The 17903-nt window shown below is 53.4% G+C and carries 23 protein-coding genes; 11 read left to right on the top strand and 12 right to left on the bottom strand.

Annotated features, from left to right (window positions below; genetic code table 11):
- Positions 1-4: 4 nt before the first annotated feature.
- From fliI to fliF, 4 genes are read right to left on the bottom strand one after another with little or no spacing between them, the layout of a single operon-like run.
- Complete coding sequence (fliI, locus tag CKF42_RS16805; RefSeq protein ID WP_009089558.1) at positions 5-1375, bottom strand: flagellar protein export ATPase FliI; 1371 nt, start codon at positions 1373-1375, stop codon at positions 5-7.
- A complete protein-coding gene (gene fliH / locus CKF42_RS16800; protein WP_046102078.1) occupies positions 1375-2067 on the bottom strand; it encodes a flagellar assembly protein FliH in 693 nt (230 codons plus the stop codon). The genes fliI and fliH overlap by 1 nt, the downstream gene beginning before the upstream one ends.
- The gene (gene fliG, locus CKF42_RS16795; RefSeq protein ID WP_009089561.1) at positions 2060-3052 is read right to left on the bottom strand and encodes a flagellar motor switch protein FliG; all 993 of its coding nucleotides are present in this window, start codon (positions 3050-3052) and stop codon (positions 2060-2062) included. Before fliG ends, fliH begins: the two co-directional genes overlap by 8 nt.
- A complete protein-coding gene (gene fliF / locus CKF42_RS16790; RefSeq protein ID WP_111208693.1) occupies positions 3049-4776 on the bottom strand; it encodes a flagellar basal-body MS-ring/collar protein FliF in 1728 nt (575 codons plus the stop codon). Before fliF ends, fliG begins: the two co-directional genes overlap by 4 nt.
- A gap of 232 nt (positions 4777-5008) precedes the next feature.
- Here fliF and fliE point away from each other — a divergent pair, with 232 nt between their 5' ends.
- Positions 5009-5320, top strand: coding sequence for a flagellar hook-basal body complex protein FliE (gene fliE / locus CKF42_RS16785; RefSeq protein WP_009089566.1), 312 nt, complete (start codon positions 5009-5011; stop codon positions 5318-5320).
- A gap of 31 nt (positions 5321-5351) precedes the next feature.
- Here fliE and CKF42_RS16780 read toward each other — a convergent pair whose 3' ends face one another.
- The gene (locus tag CKF42_RS16780) at positions 5352-6257 is read right to left on the bottom strand and encodes a site-specific integrase (RefSeq protein ID WP_233501051.1); all 906 of its coding nucleotides are present in this window, start codon (positions 6255-6257) and stop codon (positions 5352-5354) included.
- 87 nt (positions 6258-6344) lie between these two features.
- On the opposite strand from CKF42_RS16780, the gene CKF42_RS21370 reads away from it, so the two are divergent.
- Positions 6345-6626 (top strand): hypothetical protein, encoded by a 282-nt coding sequence (locus CKF42_RS21370; RefSeq protein ID WP_233501050.1) that lies wholly within the window; start codon positions 6345-6347, stop codon positions 6624-6626.
- A gap of 802 nt (positions 6627-7428) precedes the next feature.
- Here CKF42_RS21370 and CKF42_RS16775 read toward each other — a convergent pair.
- Entirely contained in the window at positions 7429-8460 is a 1032-nt protein-coding gene (locus tag CKF42_RS16775; protein WP_158526769.1) for an acyltransferase, read from the bottom strand.
- A gap of 291 nt (positions 8461-8751) precedes the next feature.
- Here CKF42_RS16775 and CKF42_RS16770 point away from each other — a divergent pair, with 291 nt between their 5' ends.
- From CKF42_RS16770 to CKF42_RS16760, 3 genes are all read left to right on the top strand, one after another.
- Positions 8752-8991, top strand: coding sequence for a hypothetical protein (locus CKF42_RS16770; RefSeq protein ID WP_058957687.1), 240 nt, complete (start codon positions 8752-8754; stop codon positions 8989-8991).
- Positions 8991-10253 carry a translesion error-prone DNA polymerase V subunit UmuC gene (gene umuC / locus CKF42_RS16765; RefSeq protein WP_111208691.1) on the top strand — a complete coding sequence of 421 codons (1263 nt, stop codon included), beginning with the start codon at positions 8991-8993 and terminating at the stop codon, positions 10251-10253. Before CKF42_RS16770 ends, umuC begins: the two co-directional genes overlap by 1 nt.
- Before the next feature lie 504 nt (positions 10254-10757).
- A complete protein-coding gene (locus CKF42_RS16760; RefSeq protein ID WP_058958309.1) occupies positions 10758-11099 on the top strand; it encodes a hypothetical protein in 342 nt (113 codons plus the stop codon).
- 121 nt (positions 11100-11220) lie between these two features.
- On the opposite strand, the gene CKF42_RS16755 is transcribed toward CKF42_RS16760, so the two are convergent.
- Both CKF42_RS16755 and CKF42_RS16750 read right to left on the bottom strand, forming a co-directional pair.
- Positions 11221-11577 (bottom strand): hypothetical protein, encoded by a 357-nt coding sequence (locus tag CKF42_RS16755; protein ID WP_046102076.1) that lies wholly within the window; start codon positions 11575-11577, stop codon positions 11221-11223.
- A 260-nt stretch (positions 11578-11837) separates the two neighbouring features.
- Positions 11838-12038 (bottom strand): hypothetical protein, encoded by a 201-nt coding sequence (locus CKF42_RS16750; protein ID WP_046102075.1) that lies wholly within the window; start codon positions 12036-12038, stop codon positions 11838-11840.
- A gap of 207 nt (positions 12039-12245) precedes the next feature.
- Here CKF42_RS16750 and CKF42_RS16745 point away from each other — a divergent pair, with 207 nt between their 5' ends.
- Positions 12246-12494, top strand: a complete 249-nt coding sequence (locus CKF42_RS16745; protein WP_009089591.1) for a hypothetical protein — start codon at positions 12246-12248, stop codon at positions 12492-12494.
- 63 nt (positions 12495-12557) lie between these two features.
- Here the strand turns inward: CKF42_RS16745 and CKF42_RS16740 are convergent, their stop codons facing one another.
- Entirely contained in the window at positions 12558-13190 is a 633-nt protein-coding gene (locus CKF42_RS16740; protein WP_111208690.1) for a helix-turn-helix domain-containing protein, read from the bottom strand.
- Positions 13191-13326: 136 nt separating this feature from the next.
- Between CKF42_RS16740 and CKF42_RS16735 the strand changes: the two genes are divergently transcribed.
- The 3 genes from CKF42_RS16735 to CKF42_RS16725 all read left to right on the top strand — a co-directional run bounded on the left by CKF42_RS16735 (position 13327) and on the right by CKF42_RS16725 (position 14457).
- Positions 13327-13713: a hypothetical protein gene (locus CKF42_RS16735; RefSeq protein ID WP_009089595.1), complete on the top strand. Its 387-nt coding sequence runs from the start codon at positions 13327-13329 to the stop codon at positions 13711-13713.
- Positions 13697-14032 carry a hypothetical protein gene (locus tag CKF42_RS16730; RefSeq protein WP_033736205.1) on the top strand — a complete coding sequence of 112 codons (336 nt, stop codon included), beginning with the start codon at positions 13697-13699 and terminating at the stop codon, positions 14030-14032. The genes CKF42_RS16735 and CKF42_RS16730 overlap by 17 nt, the downstream gene beginning before the upstream one ends.
- A gap of 158 nt (positions 14033-14190) precedes the next feature.
- Positions 14191-14457 carry a hypothetical protein gene (locus tag CKF42_RS16725; RefSeq protein WP_009089598.1) on the top strand — a complete coding sequence of 89 codons (267 nt, stop codon included), beginning with the start codon at positions 14191-14193 and terminating at the stop codon, positions 14455-14457.
- A gap of 38 nt (positions 14458-14495) precedes the next feature.
- Here CKF42_RS16725 and CKF42_RS16720 read toward each other — a convergent pair whose 3' ends face one another.
- Positions 14496-14735: a DinI-like family protein gene (locus CKF42_RS16720; RefSeq protein WP_009089600.1), complete on the bottom strand. Its 240-nt coding sequence runs from the start codon at positions 14733-14735 to the stop codon at positions 14496-14498.
- A 177-nt stretch (positions 14736-14912) separates the two neighbouring features.
- Here CKF42_RS16720 and iraP point away from each other — a divergent pair, with 177 nt between their 5' ends.
- Positions 14913-15200, top strand: coding sequence for an anti-adapter protein IraP (iraP, locus tag CKF42_RS16715; protein WP_009089602.1), 288 nt, complete (start codon positions 14913-14915; stop codon positions 15198-15200).
- A gap of 69 nt (positions 15201-15269) precedes the next feature.
- On the opposite strand, the gene CKF42_RS16710 is transcribed toward iraP, so the two are convergent.
- Positions 15270-15593, bottom strand: a complete 324-nt coding sequence (locus CKF42_RS16710) for a DUF6388 family protein (RefSeq protein WP_009089604.1) — start codon at positions 15591-15593, stop codon at positions 15270-15272.
- Between the two features lie 252 nt (positions 15594-15845).
- Between CKF42_RS16710 and yedD the strand changes: the two genes are divergently transcribed.
- Positions 15846-16319: a lipoprotein YedD gene (yedD, locus tag CKF42_RS16705; RefSeq protein WP_009089605.1), complete on the top strand. Its 474-nt coding sequence runs from the start codon at positions 15846-15848 to the stop codon at positions 16317-16319.
- A gap of 83 nt (positions 16320-16402) precedes the next feature.
- Here the strand turns inward: yedD and amyA are convergent, their stop codons facing one another.
- The gene (gene amyA / locus CKF42_RS16700; protein ID WP_111208689.1) at positions 16403-17884 is read right to left on the bottom strand and encodes an alpha-amylase; all 1482 of its coding nucleotides are present in this window, start codon (positions 17882-17884) and stop codon (positions 16403-16405) included.
- Between the last annotated feature and the right edge of the window lie 19 nt (positions 17885-17903).

The following is a 17903-nucleotide window of genomic DNA, read 5'->3' as shown; positions in this document are numbered from 1 at the left end:
TTAATCAGGTTGAGGCGCCAAACAGCGCATGGAGATGCAGGCTGGCGTCGTCGTAATCGCTGCGCTCAAAGATGCCCTGCTGCAGGAAAGCTTCCATCTGCGGATAGAGCCGGATGGCTTTATCCAGCATCGGGTCGCTGCCGGCGGCATAGGCCCCTACGCTGACCAGATCGCGGTTACGCTGGAAGCTGGAGAGCAACTGCTTGAACTGGCGCACCTGGGCATAGTGGTTCTCATCGATCAGCGAGGTCATCGCACGACTGATCGACGCTTCAATATCAATGGCCGGATAGTGACCCGCTTCACCGAGCCGGCGCGACAGCACGATATGGCCGTCGAGAATCGCACGCGCGGAGTCGGCAATCGGGTCCTGCTGATCGTCACCTTCGGTCAGGACGGTATAGAACGCGGTGATGGAACCGCCGCCGTCGATACCGTTACCGGCACGCTCAACCAGCGCAGGCAGTTTGGCGAACACGGAAGGCGGATAGCCTTTGGTTGCCGGGGGTTCGCCGATCGCCAGGGCAATTTCACGCTGCGCCATGGCGTAGCGGGTCAGGGAGTCCATAATCAGCAGCACATGCTTGCCGCGGTCGCGAAAATCTTCCGCGATGCGGGTCGCGTAGGCGGCACCCTGCATACGCAGCAGCGGTGAAACGTCTGCGGGGGCGGCGATGACCACCGAACGGGCGCGGCCTTCAGCCCCGAGAATGTTCTCGATAAAATCTTTAACTTCGCGACCACGTTCGCCAATCAGACCAACCACGATCACGTCCGCTTTGGTGTAGCGCGCCATCATGCCAAGCAGCACGCTTTTACCCACGCCTGAACCGGCAAACAGGCCCATACGCTGCCCGCGACCCACCGTCAGCAGGGCATTAATAGCACGCACGCCGGTATCCAGTACGTCGGTAATCGGCGTACGCTGCAGCGGGTTAAAAGGCGGCGTGATCAGCGGGGCGCGATAGCCGGTATCCGGTGATGGCAGACCATCCAGCGGTCGGCCACTGCCGTCGAGTACGCGGCCCAGCAGTTCGGGGCCAAGCATCAGCTGTTTGCCCGCCTGCGGATTGTCGCCGCTCTGGCGCGCATAGACCCGCGCACCGGGTAAAATGCCGTCCACCTCTTCCAGTGGCATCATCAGCAGCTTCTGACCGTTGAATCCCACCACTTCGCTTTCGATTTCGCTGATGTTTTTGCCATCGTTGCGTTCGATAATGCAGGTTGCGCCCAGCGGCAGCTGTAAGCCCGTGGCTTCCAGCACCAGTCCGGTCGCGCGGGTCAGACGGCCATAACGGCGTACCGGCTGCACCTGGGAAATGCGTTTTTCAAAGGCGTCCAGCGAGCCCAGCCAGCGGTTCAGACGGGTGGTCATCAGATTTCTCCCGGTGCGGCGAGGCGGCAGAGTTCCTGCCAGCGTGTCGCGACGCTGGCATCCAGATCGCCATCTTCCGCGCTGAGCTTGCAGCCGCCAGGGTGCAGGGTGCTGTCAGCGATCAGCCGCCAGCCGTGCAGATCCAGCGTCGGACCCAGGGTCTGTTCAATGCGCTGCAGATCGTCAGGGTGGACGCGCAGCTGAGGTTTGCCGCTGAACATCGGTTCCTGTTGCAGTAAACCCTGAATCTGACGCAGCAGGGCGGTGCCATCCACCGTGGTGGCCTGGCCAATCACCGAGCGCGCGGCTTCCAGCGCCAGCTGCATCAGGCGGGCAGCGATGACGCTGTCCAGCGACTCCAGCGTGTTCTGAAACTCGGTGACCAGCTGGGACATCCGCGCCTGCAGAGGGGCCTGCTGCTGCTGAGCATCGGCCAGACCCTGCTGAAAACCGGCGTCGTAGCCCGCTTTCTGGCCTTCGGTGACGCCCTGCTGAAAGCCTTCGTTGTAACCCTGGCCCTGCGCCTCTTTGCGCATCTGCTGCTGCAGACGTTCAAGCTGCTGCTGCTGCTCATCAACGCCGTCGTCAGATTCAGCGATCTCCGGCAGTGCCTCCGGTTCAGGCTCATCAAAACGACCCAGATCGGTGGGCTGCCACAGCTGCCATGGGCGGGCAGAAAATGCATCAGACATAGGTTTCCTCGCCACCACCAATCACCATCTCGCCAGATTCGGCCAGGCGGCGAACAATCAGCAGGATTGCTTTCTGTTCGTTCTCTACAGCAGACATCCGCACCGGACCGCGGTTGGCCAGATCGTCGCGCAGAATGTCGGCCGCACGGGCTGACATGTTTTTGAGGAACTTCTCGCGCAGCGGCTGTTCGGCCCCTTTCAGTGCGACCAGCAGCTGCTCGGACTCCACTTCCTGCAACAGGCGCTGGATGCTGCGGTCGTCCACTTCCACCAGGTTTTCGAACAGGAACATCTCGTCGATAATTTTCTGCGCCAGCTCGCCATCGAAGTCGCGAACGGCTTCGATAACCGCCTCTTCCTGCTGGGTTTTCATCAGGTTGATGATCTCGGCTGCGGTTCTCACGCCGCCCATCTTCGCGCGCTTGAGGTTGGTGCCATCCAGCAGGCCGTTCAGCACTTCGGTCAGCTCGGCCAGCGCGGCAGGCTGCACCCCACCAAAGGTCGCGATACGCAGCATCACATCGTGGCGCAGACGCTCGTCGAACAGCGCCAGAATATCGGCCGCCTGACCCCGTTTGAGGTGAACCAGGATGGTGGCGATGATCTGAGGATGCTCGTCGCGGATAAGGTCGGCAGCGGCCTGCGGCTCCATAAAGTTGAGCGTTTCCATCCCGCTGGTGGTTTCCCGCGTTTCGAGAATATCTTCCAGCAGACTGGCGGCACGCTCCTCGCCCAGCGCACGGGTCAGCACAGAGCGCAGGTATTCGTTGGAGTTCAGGCTCAGCGCCGCAAACTGCTCGGCGTCGGTTTCGAACTCACGCAGTATCTCGGTCAGCTGCTTGTGTGACACCTGACGCATGCTGGCCATCGCGGCGCTGAGGTGCTGCACTTCGCGCTGGTTCAGGTGTTTAAACACTTCCGCGGCGCGCTCTTCGCCAATGGTCATCATCAGGATGGCGCTTTTTTCAGTTCCGGTCAGACTCATAGCTCTTTACTCATCCATTCGCGAATCACCAGCGCAACAACGCGCGGATCGTTTTCTGACATGTCGCGGATGCGTTGACTCATCACTTCTGCGCTCATGCGGTTGTTAGACTTACGTTCCTGCTCCAGCTCATCTTTGCTGAGCTGCACACTAAAGGCTTCCTCTTCTTCCTGCTGCGTGGCGCGGGCGGCAACGGCTTCGGCAGCGGCTTTCTCGGCAGCCTGCTTACGCACCAGATGCGGACGCACCATCTTGCGGTAGAGAATGAAGGCCACCAGGGCAATCAACAGCCATTTACCCGCACTCATCAGCTGATCAAAGAAGGACTGCTGCTGCCAGAAGGGCAGGTCGGTGCTCACCGGCTCAGTTGAGTTGAACTGCGAGTTCACCACGTTGATGCTGTCGCCACGCGTCTGGGAGTAACCCATTGCTTCACGGGTCAGATCTTCAATCTGCTTCAGCTGCGCTTCGTTCAGCGCGACCGTTTTGCCTTTGTCGTCGGTACGGAAGTTCACCACCACCGCAACGGAAAGCCGCTGCACGTCACCCACGTTGAGTTTGGTATGACGAATGGTGCGGTCGAGCTCGTAGTTCACCGTGTCATCACGACGTGAGTTGGTCGGCGTCGCGCTGGCTGTGGCGGTGCTGGTGGTCTGGCCGGCGTTGTTCTGTCCGTTAGCATTCTGACCATTGGCGTTCTGGCCATTGGCCGCAGTATTATTTGGCGTTGTGACCGGCGCAGAGTTAGCTGGCGCAGGCTGGTTAGAGAGTGCGCCCGGCACGCCACCCGGATACGGGCTGCCCGACTGATCGCTGGTGCTGGTCTGACGCGAACGGATCGCCGTATTCGACGGATTCGCGTTAGGCTGATATTTCTCGTCAGTCTGCTCGCTGGTATCGAAGTTAATCTGCGCGGTGACCTGCGCATGCACGTTGCCCTGGCCCACGATAGGGTTCAGGATCGCTTCAATACGTTGCTGATAACGCGCTTCCACTTCAGAGGCATATTTCAGCTGTGCATCATTCAGATCGCGCCCAACTGAGTCGGAGCGGGTCAGCAGGCGACCGGTCTGATCAACGACCGTCACGTTGCCCGGAGGTAAACCGGCGACGCTGCTGGAGACCATATGGACGATGGCCTGAATCTGGCCTTCATCGAGCGCACGGCCAGGCTGCAGCGTTAAGGTGACAGAGGCAGACGGGGCTTTCTGCTCACGCACGAACAGGGTCGGTTTTGGCATCGCCAGATGGACACGGGCGCTTTTGACCGGGCCGAGTGATTCGATCGTGCGGGCCAGTTCGCCTTCCAGCGCGCGCTGATAGTTAACCTGCTCGCTGAACTGGCTGATGCCGAACTTCTCTTTATCGAGCAGTTCAAATCCCACCGAGCCGCCTTTCGGCAGACCCTGCTGAGCCAGACGCAGACGCAGCTCGTGCACGTTAGCCTCAGGCACCATCAGTGCGCCGCCGTTTTCAGCGAAGCGATAGGGGATGTTCATCTGCGTCAGCTGCGTGACGATAGCCCCGCCATCTTCATCAGAGAGGTTGTTGTAAAGCACGCTGTAGCTGGGCTGCTTTGCCCACAGCACCATCGCGATGACGATCGCGATAACGGCGGCGGCGGCGACGATAAGAGGAATACGCGGATTGGCGCGCAGGCGAGCGAGCAGGTCACCGAAGCCTTTCTTTTCTTGATCTGGTGTGGCGGCTGTACTCGCATTCATGACCGATTCCTGCCTGACGTAATTGACCGGGTAAGTTGAGATGGCAAAACAGACTCCCTGACCTGCGTAGATAAAATTTCCACTTCAATGCCAGGCATTATTAGGTGATAAGCAAAATTCGATGCGTGGATAAGGTAGGTTTTTTGCTGTCATTTAGCGCCTTTGTCTCATTGACAACGTGTTAACTTTTGCCCACAGAAAAAATCCCACCCTCTTTTATAAGGTATCGTTCATGTCTATTCAGGCTATTGACGGCGTACTCCAGCAGCTTCAGGTCACCTCACTGCAGGCCAGCAACCGCAGCAGTGAAGCCACAAATCAGATCGACTTTGGTGCAACCATGAAGGCCGCACTGGATAAGATCAGCGAAACGCAGACGACCGCCCGCACCCAGGCGCAGGATTTTGAGATGGGGAAACCCGGCGTGGCGCTGAATGATGTGATGGTCGATCTCCAGAAATCCTCTATCTCCATGCAGATGGGGATTCAGGTCAGGAACAAGCTGGTCTCGGCGTACAGCGAGATTATGAATATGCAGGTTTAGGTGGGTAACTATCTGAAGATGCTGAAGTTTATCATACTGCCACTTTGGTGAAGCACGTATGTAGCACAAGATCGCTCATTTTCGTGTTGATGAGTGATAGCTGGTCCGTGTTGTTCTCTGACATCCAGGCGCCATAAACCCGGTACACCATCTGCGCATCGGAGTGACCCATTTGCGATGCAACGTAGTTCGGGTTTGCGCCTGCTGAAAGAGCCCAGCATGCGAACGTGTGACGCGACTGATATGCTTTCCGGTGACGCAGGCCTGCACGCCTCAGTGCGCCGGTCCATATCTGTCCCAGTGACTCTGTTGAGTAATATGCTCCCGACCTCCCGTTGACTGCGTTCACGCCGGGATTAAAGACGAATGTCTTCTGCTCCTCTATTCGCTCGCCATACTCCCTGGTATGAAAAGTGAAAGAGGTCTGAGGATACATTCTGGTCAGCTCCCTTTGGTCACGCAGAATTTCGACAGCTGCATCCATCAGGCATATGACGCGGTTCCCTGCTTCTGTCTTCGGCGGCGTGAACAGACCCTGTGGCGTAAGGTTGCGGCTGACCGTCAGCTTTTTCGCCTCAAGGTCCACATCCTCCCATGCCAGAGCGCATATCTCGCCATGGCGTAATCCGGTCAGGATGGCAAGTGACCACATGTTCGCCGTCTGTCGTGTTGAGCATGCCGCGATGAGGCGAGGGTACTCTTCCCGGGTAATCGGATCCGGACGCTTATTGGATTTTTTGAGAGGTTTTATTCCTGTCATAGGATTTGCCTCGATATACCCGTTGCCATGAGCAAAGGCGAAGATCGCTTTCAGGTCTGCCATGCTGGAATTAACCGTGGCCGCCGTCCTGCCTTTCTTTTCTATATTCATCTTCCTGCCGGTAAAGTAGCTGCCATTGAGAAGTTCAATGCGCAGGTTGAGCAGGTCTTTCTGCATGACTGACCGGATGTGGTTTTTTGGCTTTAATATTGATAATGACTATATAGCCGGGTTTGACGAATGCGCATGGAGAGTGAATCTTTAATGGCTACAAATAATTTTAAACCACTTGCTATTGGCAGTGGGGCTAATGTCACTAGCCAGGCTGATTACGAAGCTCTGGCTGCTTTAGCTACTAATTTTCAGGCAGGAAAAGCCTCATCTGCCCAAGTTAATAAGGCACTCCGACAGGCCACAGTTATGGCTTATGTTTTGGCTCAATACATTTGTGATGCTGCCGCTGTGGACGTCCTAGACAATGGGTCGCCTGCAACTTTGCTAGCAAATCTAAAAGCAGAGCTTCTCTCTTCAGATACAGGACGTTAATTGGGAGCTGCGAAAGTATTTACTGCTTCGGGATCTTACACTAAAACACCGGGAACACGTCTGTTAAGAGTCAGGGTTTGGGGAGCTGGCGCTGGCGGACAAGGTATAAGCGCTGCTGACACAAGTTATACTTCTGGGGCGGCAGGAGCATAGGCGGAATCATATGTAGATGTATCTGGTGCAAGCAGCAGTATTCCCGTAATTGTAGGAGTAGGGGGGCAATGCAGTTGCAGCGGGCTCTGGTGCATTCGGTGGAGCAGGGGGAGAAAGTTCATTTGGTAGTTATATTACCTGCACGGGAGGTAAAACTAACGCATCAGGTACGACTGGAGGTATAGCGACAGGCGGTAATATTTTTAACGTTTTTGGACAAACAGGCCAGGGTGGTCGCTATGTTTCGTCACTATCATCGATAATTGGCGGGACTTGGTGCATATGGTGCATTGCCGCACTCATCAATACCCGGAGATACAGGTGGTTATCCTGGAGGAGGTGAAGCTGTGGGCTGTCTCTTATCTTCTTCCACTAGCTATGCGTCAGTTGCGGGTGCTTCAGGTCGGGTTATTATTGAGGAGTATGCATAATGAGTTCTTGTGCAGTCATTCAAAACGATATAGTTGAAGTTTTAAACACAATCATTGCAGATCCAGATTTTGAAATCGAAGGCTTTTACTAAATAGAATATGATTCAGATAAGGTCTTCTGCCAGAAAGGAATTTTTTATAATGAAAAGGATGGTGTTTTTTATGATGAAGAAGCTTTTAAATATATAAACGGCACTGAGATGTGAATTAAAAGCCCGTCATTTCGACGGGCTAGCCATTACTTTTTGAACTCTATGTCTGAAGGTTTCTATATTTTTTTCAAAAACAAAGTAAATGATAGCACCTAATAGCAATGAGGCTACTATCGATAGAAGCATCATAGGTATGCTGTCAGTGTACTTTTTTGCAAGCTGAGTCAACACAAACCAATGAGCTAAGTAGGTTGAGAAGCTATGATTTCCAATTTTACGCATTAGCGAACTTGAAAGAATACTTGATGTTACACCTGTGTCTAATAAAGAAAAATAGATAAAAATAGCCCAGACAATGCTTATAGATAGGTAACTTGTCGCCAGGTTTGGCACAATAACTCTACCAGTTATAAGCTTGCAGAAAGATGGTATTATTAATAGTATTAAAAACAATAAGGCAAGTATGTAAAAGCCGTATTTTCGAGGTGGGATATTCATGTTTCTCAGAATGTAAGACAAAATAATCCCGACGATGAAACTAGATATATACCAGCGGGTTTCTATTGAGTTTTCCTGAAGTAGGCTAACAGGATAGAAGTATCTAAATGCAATAGTGATTAAAATTGCCAAAAACGCAACTGAGAACGCTCCAAATCGTTTTTTAATGGCCTGAAATGCTATCAAGAATATCGGCAGCATGAAATAAAACTTAAACTCTACTGGGATAGTCCAAAGGTGTGCAAATCCTTGCTGAAAAGCCAGGACGTTTTTTAGTGTTTCTGTATTATAATAGCCCATGTAAAAATAGAATACTGAAGCTATAAAAAATAGCGGTAATATCCTTAAAAATCTCCCAAGAAAGTATTCCGAGACGGATTTTATATTTATTCCCTTTTTTAAAAACTTATTTGTAAGCAAAAAAGCACTAAGAACAAAAAAGAGCCACACACCTATTTTCCCCGTTCCTCCTAAATAAGGCCTCGTAGCTGGTATGAACATAACTAACGCATGGGCAACCAGAACAACCAGCACTGCTAGTCCCCTGATTCCATCGGCTGCCGGGAAGTGACCGGCTAAGTTACTTCTTTGCTCTGTCAAAATTACACCATGTTCTGTTGGTTTAAGATTTTCCGCATACTTTGATTAATAAGTAGCTTACCGTCAAATGATAAATAAAAAAGCCCCGGCGATGGGGCAGAGTTATACCGCGCCTCTCTATGGAGGATACGGGGTGGGTGATTTGAGATTAGTCACAATGCAACCGCTAAGCCAACAAAAATCCCAGTGACCTCAGAGGCTTTACAAAACTGCGTCCCGCTTCAGCTTGCTCAAATCTATCGATAGATATTACTGTTCATCCATACAGTATTCATCAAAGAAGGATTTATCATGCCGCGTGACTACGAAATCATGATTGCTTTCCGGCAGGCTATAAAGCGCGATACTGCCGGTCGCTACACCATCAGCACACTGGATTTCATCAGAGAGCTTGACCGCATTAACTGGCATTACACGCTAAAGGCGGCCAACAAATGGATCGAGATGCACACCACAGCATTCCGCGACATCTCAACCACTGACGGCGAAGAGCGCCTGTTTCAGTTGTACAACCCGAATGGTGTTGTGTGATGTTTGCCCTGGTCGATGTTAATTCGTTTTATGCAAGTTGCGAAACAGTATTCAGGCCCGATTTACGGGGAAAACCGGTCGTAGTGCTTAGCAACAATGACGGATGCGTTATTGCCCGTTCAGCAGAGGCTAAAACGCTTGGGATACCCATGGGGGCGCCGTACTTCAAGCTGAAGAACGAGTTTCGCCGGCACAGGGTTCAGGTTTTCAGCAGTAACTATGCGCTTTATGCCGATATGAGTAACCGGGTGATGACGACGCTGGAGCAGATGGCACCCAGCGTGGAAGTCTACTCGATTGATGAGGCGTTTCTGGACCTGAGCGGTGTTCGCAATTGCATGGTTCTTGAAAACTTCGGCAGGGAGGTGCGGGAAACGGTTAAGCGTAATACGCATCTGACCGTTGGCGTGGGGATAGCTCAGACCAAGACGCTCGCCAAACTGGCTAACCATGCTGCAAAAAAATGGAAGCAGACAGGAGGAGTCGTTGACCTTTCGAATGTTGAACGTCAGCGTAAGCTCATGGCACTGGTGCCGGTTGAGGATGTCTGGGGCGTTGGTCGGCGCATCAGCAAGAAACTCAACGCGATGGGGATTCTGACCGCCAAAGACCTGTCAGAGCAAAGCACCTACACCATACGCAAACACTTTAATGTTGTGCTGGAACGAACCGTCAGGGAGTTACGCGGTGAGCCGTGCCTGCAGGTGGAAGAGTTCGCGCCCACAAAACAGCAAATCGTCTGCTCCCGCTCATTCGGTTCCAGAATCACGCAGTACGACGACATGCGCGAAGCTGTGTGCACTTTTGCAGCGCGAGCCGCAGGTAAATTACGCGGAGAGCGCCAGTATTGCAGTCAGATAGCAGTATTCGTAAGAACCAGCCCGCACGCGGTGGGTGAAGTGTTTTACGGCAACCAGTCCACAGGCAAGGTACTTACGCCAACTAATGACACACGCGACATTATCCGGGTGGCAATTGAGGCGCTTGATCGCATCTGGGTCGACGGACACCGCTATATGAAGGCAGGTGTAATGCTGGGTGACTTCTTCAGTCAGGGTGTATCGCAACTGAACCTGTTTGATGAAAACAAACCACAGGCCAACAGCGAGGCGCTGATGCGCGTTATGGACGGCATAAACCTCAGCGGGAAGGGTAATCTGTGGTTTGCAGGGCAGGGCGTTCAGAACACCTGGGCGATGAAGCGGGAAATGCTTTCACCGGCTTACACCACAAGATTCTCTGATCTGCCGGTGGTGTTTTGACCGCCCGGCTTTGATTGTAAGAGATAAAAAAACGGGGGCTGGCCTGAAGGAACTGCCGAGCAGGGAAAAGTCACAGCTGAGGTTCTGGCTTTGTACGATCCTTACCGGCCGATCATTTAGCCGTAGCACACATGTAGCACAAAAAAATACCGCAAATCATCTTAAAACCACCACTACGGCAGTTTGTGACTTGCAGTATGTCTCTGCAAAACAACGCTTCAATGCATAACAACCTGATATGCTAAATATTCAAAGTGAATTACGAGCATGCAGGTGTAGCAAAGCTGAACCGGCTGGACGGATAAAAACAGCGTGTGAAGGGTGAGGTCGCATAACGGACCTCCCTCCCGAGTCTGCACAGAAGAGGTGGGGCTGAGAACAACGGCGTCAGCAATCGCGCCACCCTTCGCTATACTCCTTCACATCCCGGGCGGCGAGGGAGGAAACGCGCTTTCTCCTGTATCGCTGCTCTGTTTCCCTTCGCTCCAGCAGGACGCCAGCATTATGAATAAAAGAGTCACCCTGATAGCCTGTCTGTTCGCCTTGTCAGCCCCCGCCTTCTCTGCGACGCAGTGCGGGCCGTTCTATCTGAAAGCGGATAAGAATCACTGGTTTTCCGTCAATGGCGAACGTGCGAAAACGCAGAAAGTGACGTTCAGTAAGGAGAAGGGGGATTACGAAAACGCAACGGTAAAGCTGCGGGTTAAAAACGCCCGGGCGCCGGGCATGGTTGATTTAGAGCAGACAACGCTTGCGGGGAAAGCAGAGCTCAGGGCTGAAATCGTCCGAACCAGCCAGAATCAGATTCGGATACGCGGATCTTACGATTGTGTACAGGCGGAGTAAGCCGGGCTGCCATAGCCGCCTCTGTCAGCGTGTCGCCGCTTCCGGTGGTCAGCATCGGACCCGGGCAGGCCATGCTTTGCTGCCTGCGTGCAAACGCCGTAATCATGGTCAGGCTATCAGACTAACGTGATGTCTTACACGCTGTGACCATATCTGAAATCGCGGCCTGAACGTCAGACGCCTTCGGGTCAGCGTAGAAGGTGGCACTGGTCTGATTGCGGCTAAACCTGTCAATCTCGACCCACGCGACCGTTTCGCCATCCTGTTCAAGGTTAAATCTTTTTGTTCCTCCCGGCAGCGGATCATCCTGAGCCAGGTAAAGCTGCTGATTCTGTGCCGCCTCACTCAGGCAAGACTCAAGCTGCCAGGGATGCCCGTCAAAATACGCCATTTTTACCTGAGGATGCAGTCCGACGCGTCCCATGTCCACGCATCCGCTCAGCAGAATCAGGCTCAGGGCAATAACGCTTTTTTTCATTCCAGACACTCTCATCGTTGCTGACGCTCTGCGCCGTGACAAAGAAAACGGCTCCCTGTCATTCCGGACAGATAATAGCGTATTACACAATGATAATCCGACTGCATCACGATGTTCGTGTGCTGTTAAGGCGTCGTAAAAGAGAAGGGGAGAAAGCGGGCAGCGCATCAGACCGGTCAATCTTCAGCGATCGATTACAATGAGGAGGGCGACAGAGAGCGTGACAGACCAGCGCGCCCGGAGGACGCGCCTCACAGGAGTTACTGCGCTTTGAAAGGATCTTTTTTATCATCCTGGCTGTCGTCATTTTTGCGCGGCACTTCCCCGTGATCTTTTGGGGCATCCGTCGCAGGGTGATCATCTTCCTCATAAGCGTTGCCCACGTGCGGCGCTGCTTCCGGCAGACTCTTGCTCACATCACCTTCATGCTTACGTTCTTCGTTCGTTTTATGCTTAAACATCATTCGCTCCTTTTGGTTCCCAGTGCTGTAAGTCTAGACCAGCGCGGAGATCTCGCCTCCGGCCCTGTCAGAGACATCGACGTGAAAGGATCTCTCTTCACTGCGGGTAACGCCAGTACCAGGCTGTCAGTAACTTCGATTAAAAAATTCGATTGAACTGATTAATAAAAGGCATATAGTGAGCTGCGTTACCAGGAGATAGAGATTATGTTACGAGATCATTTAAAGATTGAAGCGGAAGACCAGTTAATCGAGCAGCGGTCGCTGAGCCTGCGAAATCGGGGTCAGGAAGAGGTCACCGAGTGGATTATTGTTAACCGCGAAGGGATTAAAAAGGGCGGCGTCACGCTGTTCGATAAACTCACAACCCGCCGTTCATGGCCGGTCAGCTACCGGATTATGCAGACCGACCTGCAGGGTAATGTGGTTGTCGATCGGCTGACCGACGCACTCTGACTTCCCGACATATTGCCACCACGGTTAAATGCAGAATCGATAACCCGCACCCGGCGGGTTTTTTTATGGCTGACGAAAGCGGCGCAGTTCGACCAGTGTACCAATCAGCTTCAGGTTATCGCGCCTGGAGTGCAGCTCAGGGAAATTGATATTGACCGGTGCGAGTTCAAACTGCGTGACACCCTCTTCACTGCCTCGCTGACGCCAGGTTCGCAGCAGGGCGACCTGTTGCTGTAGCGCCAGCACGCTGTCGCCAGGCTGCGGTGACAGGCTGGGATCGATAATCACCACATCATCGCGCAGAATCGCCGGTGCCATCGACTGATCCTCTACCCGAAAGGCAAAACTCTGCTGAGACAGCGCCATATCGTTATGCATCAGACGATCCTGCCGGACAGAACCGGCATCACTCAGCCATTGCGCCACATCGCGCTGCGCCAGCAAAGGAATCTGGTGCAGCCCGGCCCAGGCGCTTTCGCTGAAAACAGGACCATCACCCTCTATCAGAAAGGCCGGTGCGCAGCCCAGTGCTTCAGAGAGCCGAAGCAGGTTTTCGCCACGCGGCAGGGTCTCCTCTTTTTCCCATTGCGAAACGGCCACATGGGACACGTTTACCTGCTGCGCCAGCTGCTTCTGCGTTAACTGCAGTGACTTGCGTCGGAGTCGGATGCGATCACCCAGGGTTTCGTTTTTCATCTGCTTGACTTTTTGGTTAAGAGTGACTTAAGTATACTTAAACCTGGTATTTAAGCAATCTTAAATTCATGGGGGAAAAGGTGGCTGTTAAGCATGCCGTGAGTTCCAGAGACCTTACCGGAAAAAGGGGTGTGGCATGGAAAGTAGTCTGATTACCAGTATGGGTGCGTTAGTTCTGGGTGGGGGCGCCGCAGCACTTTTCTGGAAACCGTTGTTGGCGGGTATCGCCTCAATCGTGACCAGTAATCGGGCAGGCGGCGAAATTATTACCAGTTACAAAGAGCAGGTGGTGTTGCTGAAAGAGAGCAATGCGCTGATACGGGAGGAGAATGATGAGTTACGCGAACGGCACGACAGAAATCTGCGGCGTATTGCCACGCTTGAAACCGATCTCCGGTTAATCAAAAACGCAGTGGGTATTTTACTGGCAATGACCGAAACCGATCAGAACGATAAGTTTCGTAATGAAATTGATCGGCTTATCTCAACTCTGGAGGATCGCAGTGATGACACCGATAAATAGTCCTTTGACCGTTCTGACATACCGGCGAAAAGTGATTCTTGGCGGGATTCTGCTGAGCTGTTCGATGATCTGCATCCTGATGACCATCATTTTTCTCTATGTCAGCAACACCGCAAATAAACGGGTCGAGGAGATCCGGGCGGATTACCGGGTCATCGCCGCCCGCCGTGAGGACAAAGTCGATCTGCTCACGGATCAGGTTGCGGCGTTGCAGCATAAGCTTGATGCGCTGCCCGATCGCACAGCAGATAAAACGGTCAACAAAGTCAAAGAGGTGGTGAAAGAGGGCGATTTACCTTCGGCCGAAACGGGGCAATAGCCGTAACTTCCGATTATTCCTAGGGCGGCTTCGCTATTATCAACTACGTTTAAATCTCCGGGCGACATTTTCTGTCTTAAATGCAGGCCCGCTGATTGGCTGGTTGATGAACCGCAAAGCCTAATCACTTTGGAAAACTGACCAGAAGGAAAATTAGCATGAGCGATTCAACCGAAACCAAGACCAAAAACGATTATCTGCGTGACGTAGCGTCGCAGCTGAAAGAGATGCGCCACTATGCGCAGACCAATACTGAAACTCTCTCCAGCCACTGGTTAGCCTTTGATGCCGGTGAATATAAAGACAAGACCAACGCTGACCGAATCGACGCGTTGCTCAATAAACAGGGTAAACTGCTGGACGACCTGGATGCTGCTATTCAGGATATTGAGATTGAAATCAATCACAGTGAGCAGGAGAGCTGATTCCTCTCCCGCTAACTGATGCGGTGGCCGATCAGGGATTAATCGGCCACCAGCCACATTTCCGCTTCGTCGAACATCTCTTCCACGATACGCGCAACCGTCGCTTTATCGTTCTTACTCAAATCTGTGTCAATCGCATTACGCTCCATCGGCTTAACCTTAACTTCAATGTCAGGAAAGACCCGATGCACCCGCTTTTCCAGCTCCTCAAGAATCATCTCGCGAGCACCCGGTAAACCGGCAACGTTGCGCTTGTCATAAATCAATTCAACAAACATGATGGCAATCCATTCAGGGCAAAATCGCTGATCTATAATACTGTAAATAAAAACAGTAGCAAGGTTGCGCGCCGGTTTTGACGCAAATTTTTATGCCGTACGGGCCGCCATCTTCAGCTGGAAAAATGCGCGCGCATCGCGACATAATGGCGGCTTACTCTTCAGGAGGCCTGCGCGATGCGACAACTGGTAATCGATATTCTGCTTAAGCTGGCGAAAATGGATGTGGATGCGAAAGAGCTGACCGCTCAGATTGAAGCCCAGTCGCTGCTGGTTGCGGCGCTGCTGGTACAGGCAAAACAGGATAACTCCCTGACCATTACCGAAACCGTACAGGATGCGATTGTCACCGCCTCCCGCTCTTCAGCCGAATTTATGCAGTCCGATGTTGATTTGCTGCTGACCCACATTAATCGTCTGCTGGCCGTGGCCAGTTATGTTGAGGTGAAGGGCAGGACCCCCTGAACGCGCGGGCAGGGTGAAACTGACCTCTGAAGAAGATTAACCGGCACGCGTCTTCAGAGGTCGCCTCAATCAGAGTTCGTTTTTAATGCAGAACTCTTCCCAGCTCATCCCCAGTGACGCAGCATGCGATTTGAGATAAGCCTCGATAGCTTCAGCCGCCACCGCTTTATCCGGCTCAGCGAGCTGGATAGAAAAAATCATGCCATCCAGATTCTTCTGACGCAGGAAGGCCGCATAGATGCGTTCAGCATGCCATTCGCGCAGCTCTCGCAGTGAGAGATTGGCCGCGCGGGCATCGCTCTCAGTCAGTTCATCAAGGGCAGCCTGAAAGTCCGGGTGGGCGGTAAAAAACATCTCGCGTGCCTGCGCGTAGTAGGCTTCTGGGGTTTTCATCATTCTGTTCCTGAAAGTCTGTTGCAGCGCGCCAGTGTAACGGGTTGTCTCGCGGTTGTCAGGCACCGTCGCGCCCGAATGTCGCGGCGGGGGCCGCCCGCAGACAGCCGTTCCGGGAATGACCGGTAACGGATAAGGTGAGAAATGGGCTGCAATCCGGGGGAAGCAGCAGCCCGAACCGTCAGATACCTTGCGCAGCGCGGGGAAAAAATTATAACGTAGCCGCCATTAACGCGATTTTAGGGATTAAACATGAAAAAGTGGATGCTGATTGCGGCGCTGGCACTGGGTGGCTGTGCGCAAATCAACGATTATGAAAATGCGGTGCAGACCCCGGCACCTGCCGATTTGCAGGGCAACTGGCAAACCGTCGGACCGCAGAGCGGTCTGATCAGCGGCCAGGCGACAGGCAGCATCATTATTAATGCGGATGGCAGCACGCTGGATTGTCGTCAGTGGCAGCGGGTGATCGCCAAGCCAGGCAAGCTGACCCGACTGAATGGCGACTACGTTAATGTGACACGTCAGCTGCGTGTGATGCCGCTGGATGTCGACAATGGCGAGCTTAGCTACGATGGCCTGACGCTGCGAAAAGTGGCCCGTCCGACGGTTGAGTGTCAGCAGGCGCTGGAGGAGATGGCAAAGCAACCTAAAGCCACGGTGATCCAGAATATCGAACCCCAGTTGCTGCGTACATCGATTACCGAGCACAACGCCCAGTCATAACCCCACCTGTAAAACAGCCCCGGCAGGGCAAAGCCACTCTGATGCTCTGTCTGCCGGGGCTTCATACTGAGGTCAGCAGAAAATCAGTCCGCCACTACCCAGACGCTGACGCTGCCGCCGTTGCAGGCAAACACTGCGGTGCCGTGCTCATCGGCGGTGATTGTCTCTTCACGGTTACCCAGATAGTCGCGCCACACCTTACCGGCAAAGCCTTCACCCATGGGCACGCTTTTCTCACCCGCATCACCGTTTGACATAATCACCACGCAACCCGGCTGGGTTTCCGTGCCGCTGCGGCTGAAGGCGACACAGTTGGGATGATCAAAGTAGTCGGTCTGAACACCCCAGCCATACTGCTGCCGCGCCCGGATCAGGCCTTCGAGTTCCGGGATCACCGGCATCTCAATCTTGTGCGTTTCACCGTCGCCCCCCTCATCTTCGTAGGTCGCGCCGAACAGGTCAGGATAGAAAACGGTTGGCACGCCCTGTTCACGCAGCAGGATCAGGGCATAGGCCAGCGGTTTGAACCAGGCTTCAACCGGCGCCTCCAGCGACTGCAGCGGCTGAGTATCGTGGTTCGCCACGATAGTCACGGCGTGCCACGGATCAGCGACCACCAGGGAATTGGCAAAAATCTGGCTCATATCGTAGGCACTGCCTGCGGTTGACGCCTGATGGAAGTTCATGTGCAGCGGGGCATCAAACAGCATGGTTTTGCCCTCCACCTGATGCACATACTCCTGCAGCTTCTCGGTTTCAAACGACCAGTATTCAGCGACGATAAACATCGGCTCTTCAGCCACCTCCTGAATATGGTCGATCCACTCCTTGTAGAACCACGCCGGGATATGTTTTACCGCATCCAGGCGGAAACCGGTGCAGGGAACCTGTTCCATGACCCAGCGCGCCCAGTATTTCAGCTCCTCTCTGACCGCATTGTTGCGGAAATCGATGTTGGCCCCCATCAGATAATCGAAATTACCCAGCTCGTTATCCACCTGGTCGTTCCAGCCTTCCGCGGTGTAATCGTTGATGATTTTAAACACACCGTTTTCGTCCGGATTTTCGATGTGGTCTACGCCGCTGAAACATTTGTGATCCCAGATGAATTTCGAATACTCCCCGGCGCGCGCCGGAAAGGTGAATTTCGTCCAGGCTTCACATTCGACGACCTCATCGTCAATTTCATCGCGGTTATCCGGATTGACGCGGTTAACGCTGATCGCCTCTTTCTCGTCCGCGGCCATTTTGTGGTTCACCACCACATCGAGCAGCACCCCGATGTTATGGCTGCGCAGCGCCTCTGTAGCGGCCAGTAATTGCTGTTTGTCGCCATATTTGGTGGCAACCCCGCCTTTCTGATCGAATTCCCCAAGGTCAAAAAGATCATAGCTGTCGTAACCGACAGAATAACCACCCGAACCCCCTTTGTAACACGGTGGTAACCACGCCATCGTAATGCCAGTTTCGCTGAGCCACGCCGCGCGATCGGCGACTTCAGGCCACAGTTTGCTGCCATCCGGGTAATACCAATGGAAAAACTGTAATAACGTTGGGTTTTGCATGTACCGCTCTCCAGGGGGG

The sequence above is a fragment of the Pantoea sp. ARC270 genome, assembly GCF_003236725.1.
Taxonomy (GTDB): domain Bacteria; phylum Pseudomonadota; class Gammaproteobacteria; order Enterobacterales; family Enterobacteriaceae; genus Pantoea; species Pantoea anthophila.
Note: the sequence above shows the minus strand (reverse complement) of the source record. Positions and strands in the feature narration are given on the sequence as shown.

What these genes read in the sequence shown, in the direction of transcription:
- CKF42_RS16755 (WP_046102076.1), bottom strand. Translation starts at nt 11,577, where the DNA reads ATGAAAAAAAGCGTTATTGCCCTGAGCCTGATTCTGCTGAGCGGATGC.
- umuC (WP_111208691.1), top strand. Translation starts at nt 8,991, where the DNA reads ATGTTTGCCCTGGTCGATGTTAATTCGTTTTATGCAAGTTGCGAAACA.
- CKF42_RS16725 (WP_009089598.1), top strand. Translation starts at nt 14,191, where the DNA reads ATGAGCGATTCAACCGAAACCAAGACCAAAAACGATTATCTGCGTGAC.
- fliH (WP_046102078.1), bottom strand. Translation starts at nt 2,067, where the DNA reads ATGTCTGATGCATTTTCTGCCCGCCCATGGCAGCTGTGGCAGCCCACC.
- CKF42_RS21370 (WP_233501050.1), top strand. Translation starts at nt 6,345, where the DNA reads ATGGCTACAAATAATTTTAAACCACTTGCTATTGGCAGTGGGGCTAAT.
- iraP (WP_009089602.1), top strand. Translation starts at nt 14,913, where the DNA reads ATGCGACAACTGGTAATCGATATTCTGCTTAAGCTGGCGAAAATGGAT.
- CKF42_RS16720 (WP_009089600.1), bottom strand. Translation starts at nt 14,735, where the DNA reads ATGTTTGTTGAATTGATTTATGACAAGCGCAACGTTGCCGGTTTACCG.
- fliG (WP_009089561.1), bottom strand. Translation starts at nt 3,052, where the DNA reads ATGAGTCTGACCGGAACTGAAAAAAGCGCCATCCTGATGATGACCATT.
- amyA (WP_111208689.1), bottom strand. Translation starts at nt 17,884, where the DNA reads ATGCAAAACCCAACGTTATTACAGTTTTTCCATTGGTATTACCCGGAT.
- CKF42_RS16770 (WP_058957687.1), top strand. Translation starts at nt 8,752, where the DNA reads ATGCCGCGTGACTACGAAATCATGATTGCTTTCCGGCAGGCTATAAAG.
- yedD (WP_009089605.1), top strand. Translation starts at nt 15,846, where the DNA reads ATGAAAAAGTGGATGCTGATTGCGGCGCTGGCACTGGGTGGCTGTGCG.
- CKF42_RS16710 (WP_009089604.1), bottom strand. Translation starts at nt 15,593, where the DNA reads ATGAAAACCCCAGAAGCCTACTACGCGCAGGCACGCGAGATGTTTTTT.
- CKF42_RS16760 (WP_058958309.1), top strand. Translation starts at nt 10,758, where the DNA reads ATGAATAAAAGAGTCACCCTGATAGCCTGTCTGTTCGCCTTGTCAGCC.
- fliF (WP_111208693.1), bottom strand. Translation starts at nt 4,776, where the DNA reads ATGAATGCGAGTACAGCCGCCACACCAGATCAAGAAAAGAAAGGCTTC.
- CKF42_RS16745 (WP_009089591.1), top strand. Translation starts at nt 12,246, where the DNA reads ATGTTACGAGATCATTTAAAGATTGAAGCGGAAGACCAGTTAATCGAG.
- CKF42_RS16750 (WP_046102075.1), bottom strand. Translation starts at nt 12,038, where the DNA reads ATGTTTAAGCATAAAACGAACGAAGAACGTAAGCATGAAGGTGATGTG.
- CKF42_RS16730 (WP_033736205.1), top strand. Translation starts at nt 13,697, where the DNA reads ATGACACCGATAAATAGTCCTTTGACCGTTCTGACATACCGGCGAAAA.
- fliE (WP_009089566.1), top strand. Translation starts at nt 5,009, where the DNA reads ATGTCTATTCAGGCTATTGACGGCGTACTCCAGCAGCTTCAGGTCACC.
- CKF42_RS16780 (WP_233501051.1), bottom strand. Translation starts at nt 6,257, where the DNA reads ATGCAGAAAGACCTGCTCAACCTGCGCATTGAACTTCTCAATGGCAGC.
- CKF42_RS16735 (WP_009089595.1), top strand. Translation starts at nt 13,327, where the DNA reads ATGGAAAGTAGTCTGATTACCAGTATGGGTGCGTTAGTTCTGGGTGGG.
- fliI (WP_009089558.1), bottom strand. Translation starts at nt 1,375, where the DNA reads ATGACCACCCGTCTGAACCGCTGGCTGGGCTCGCTGGACGCCTTTGAA.
- CKF42_RS16740 (WP_111208690.1), bottom strand. Translation starts at nt 13,190, where the DNA reads ATGAAAAACGAAACCCTGGGTGATCGCATCCGACTCCGACGCAAGTCA.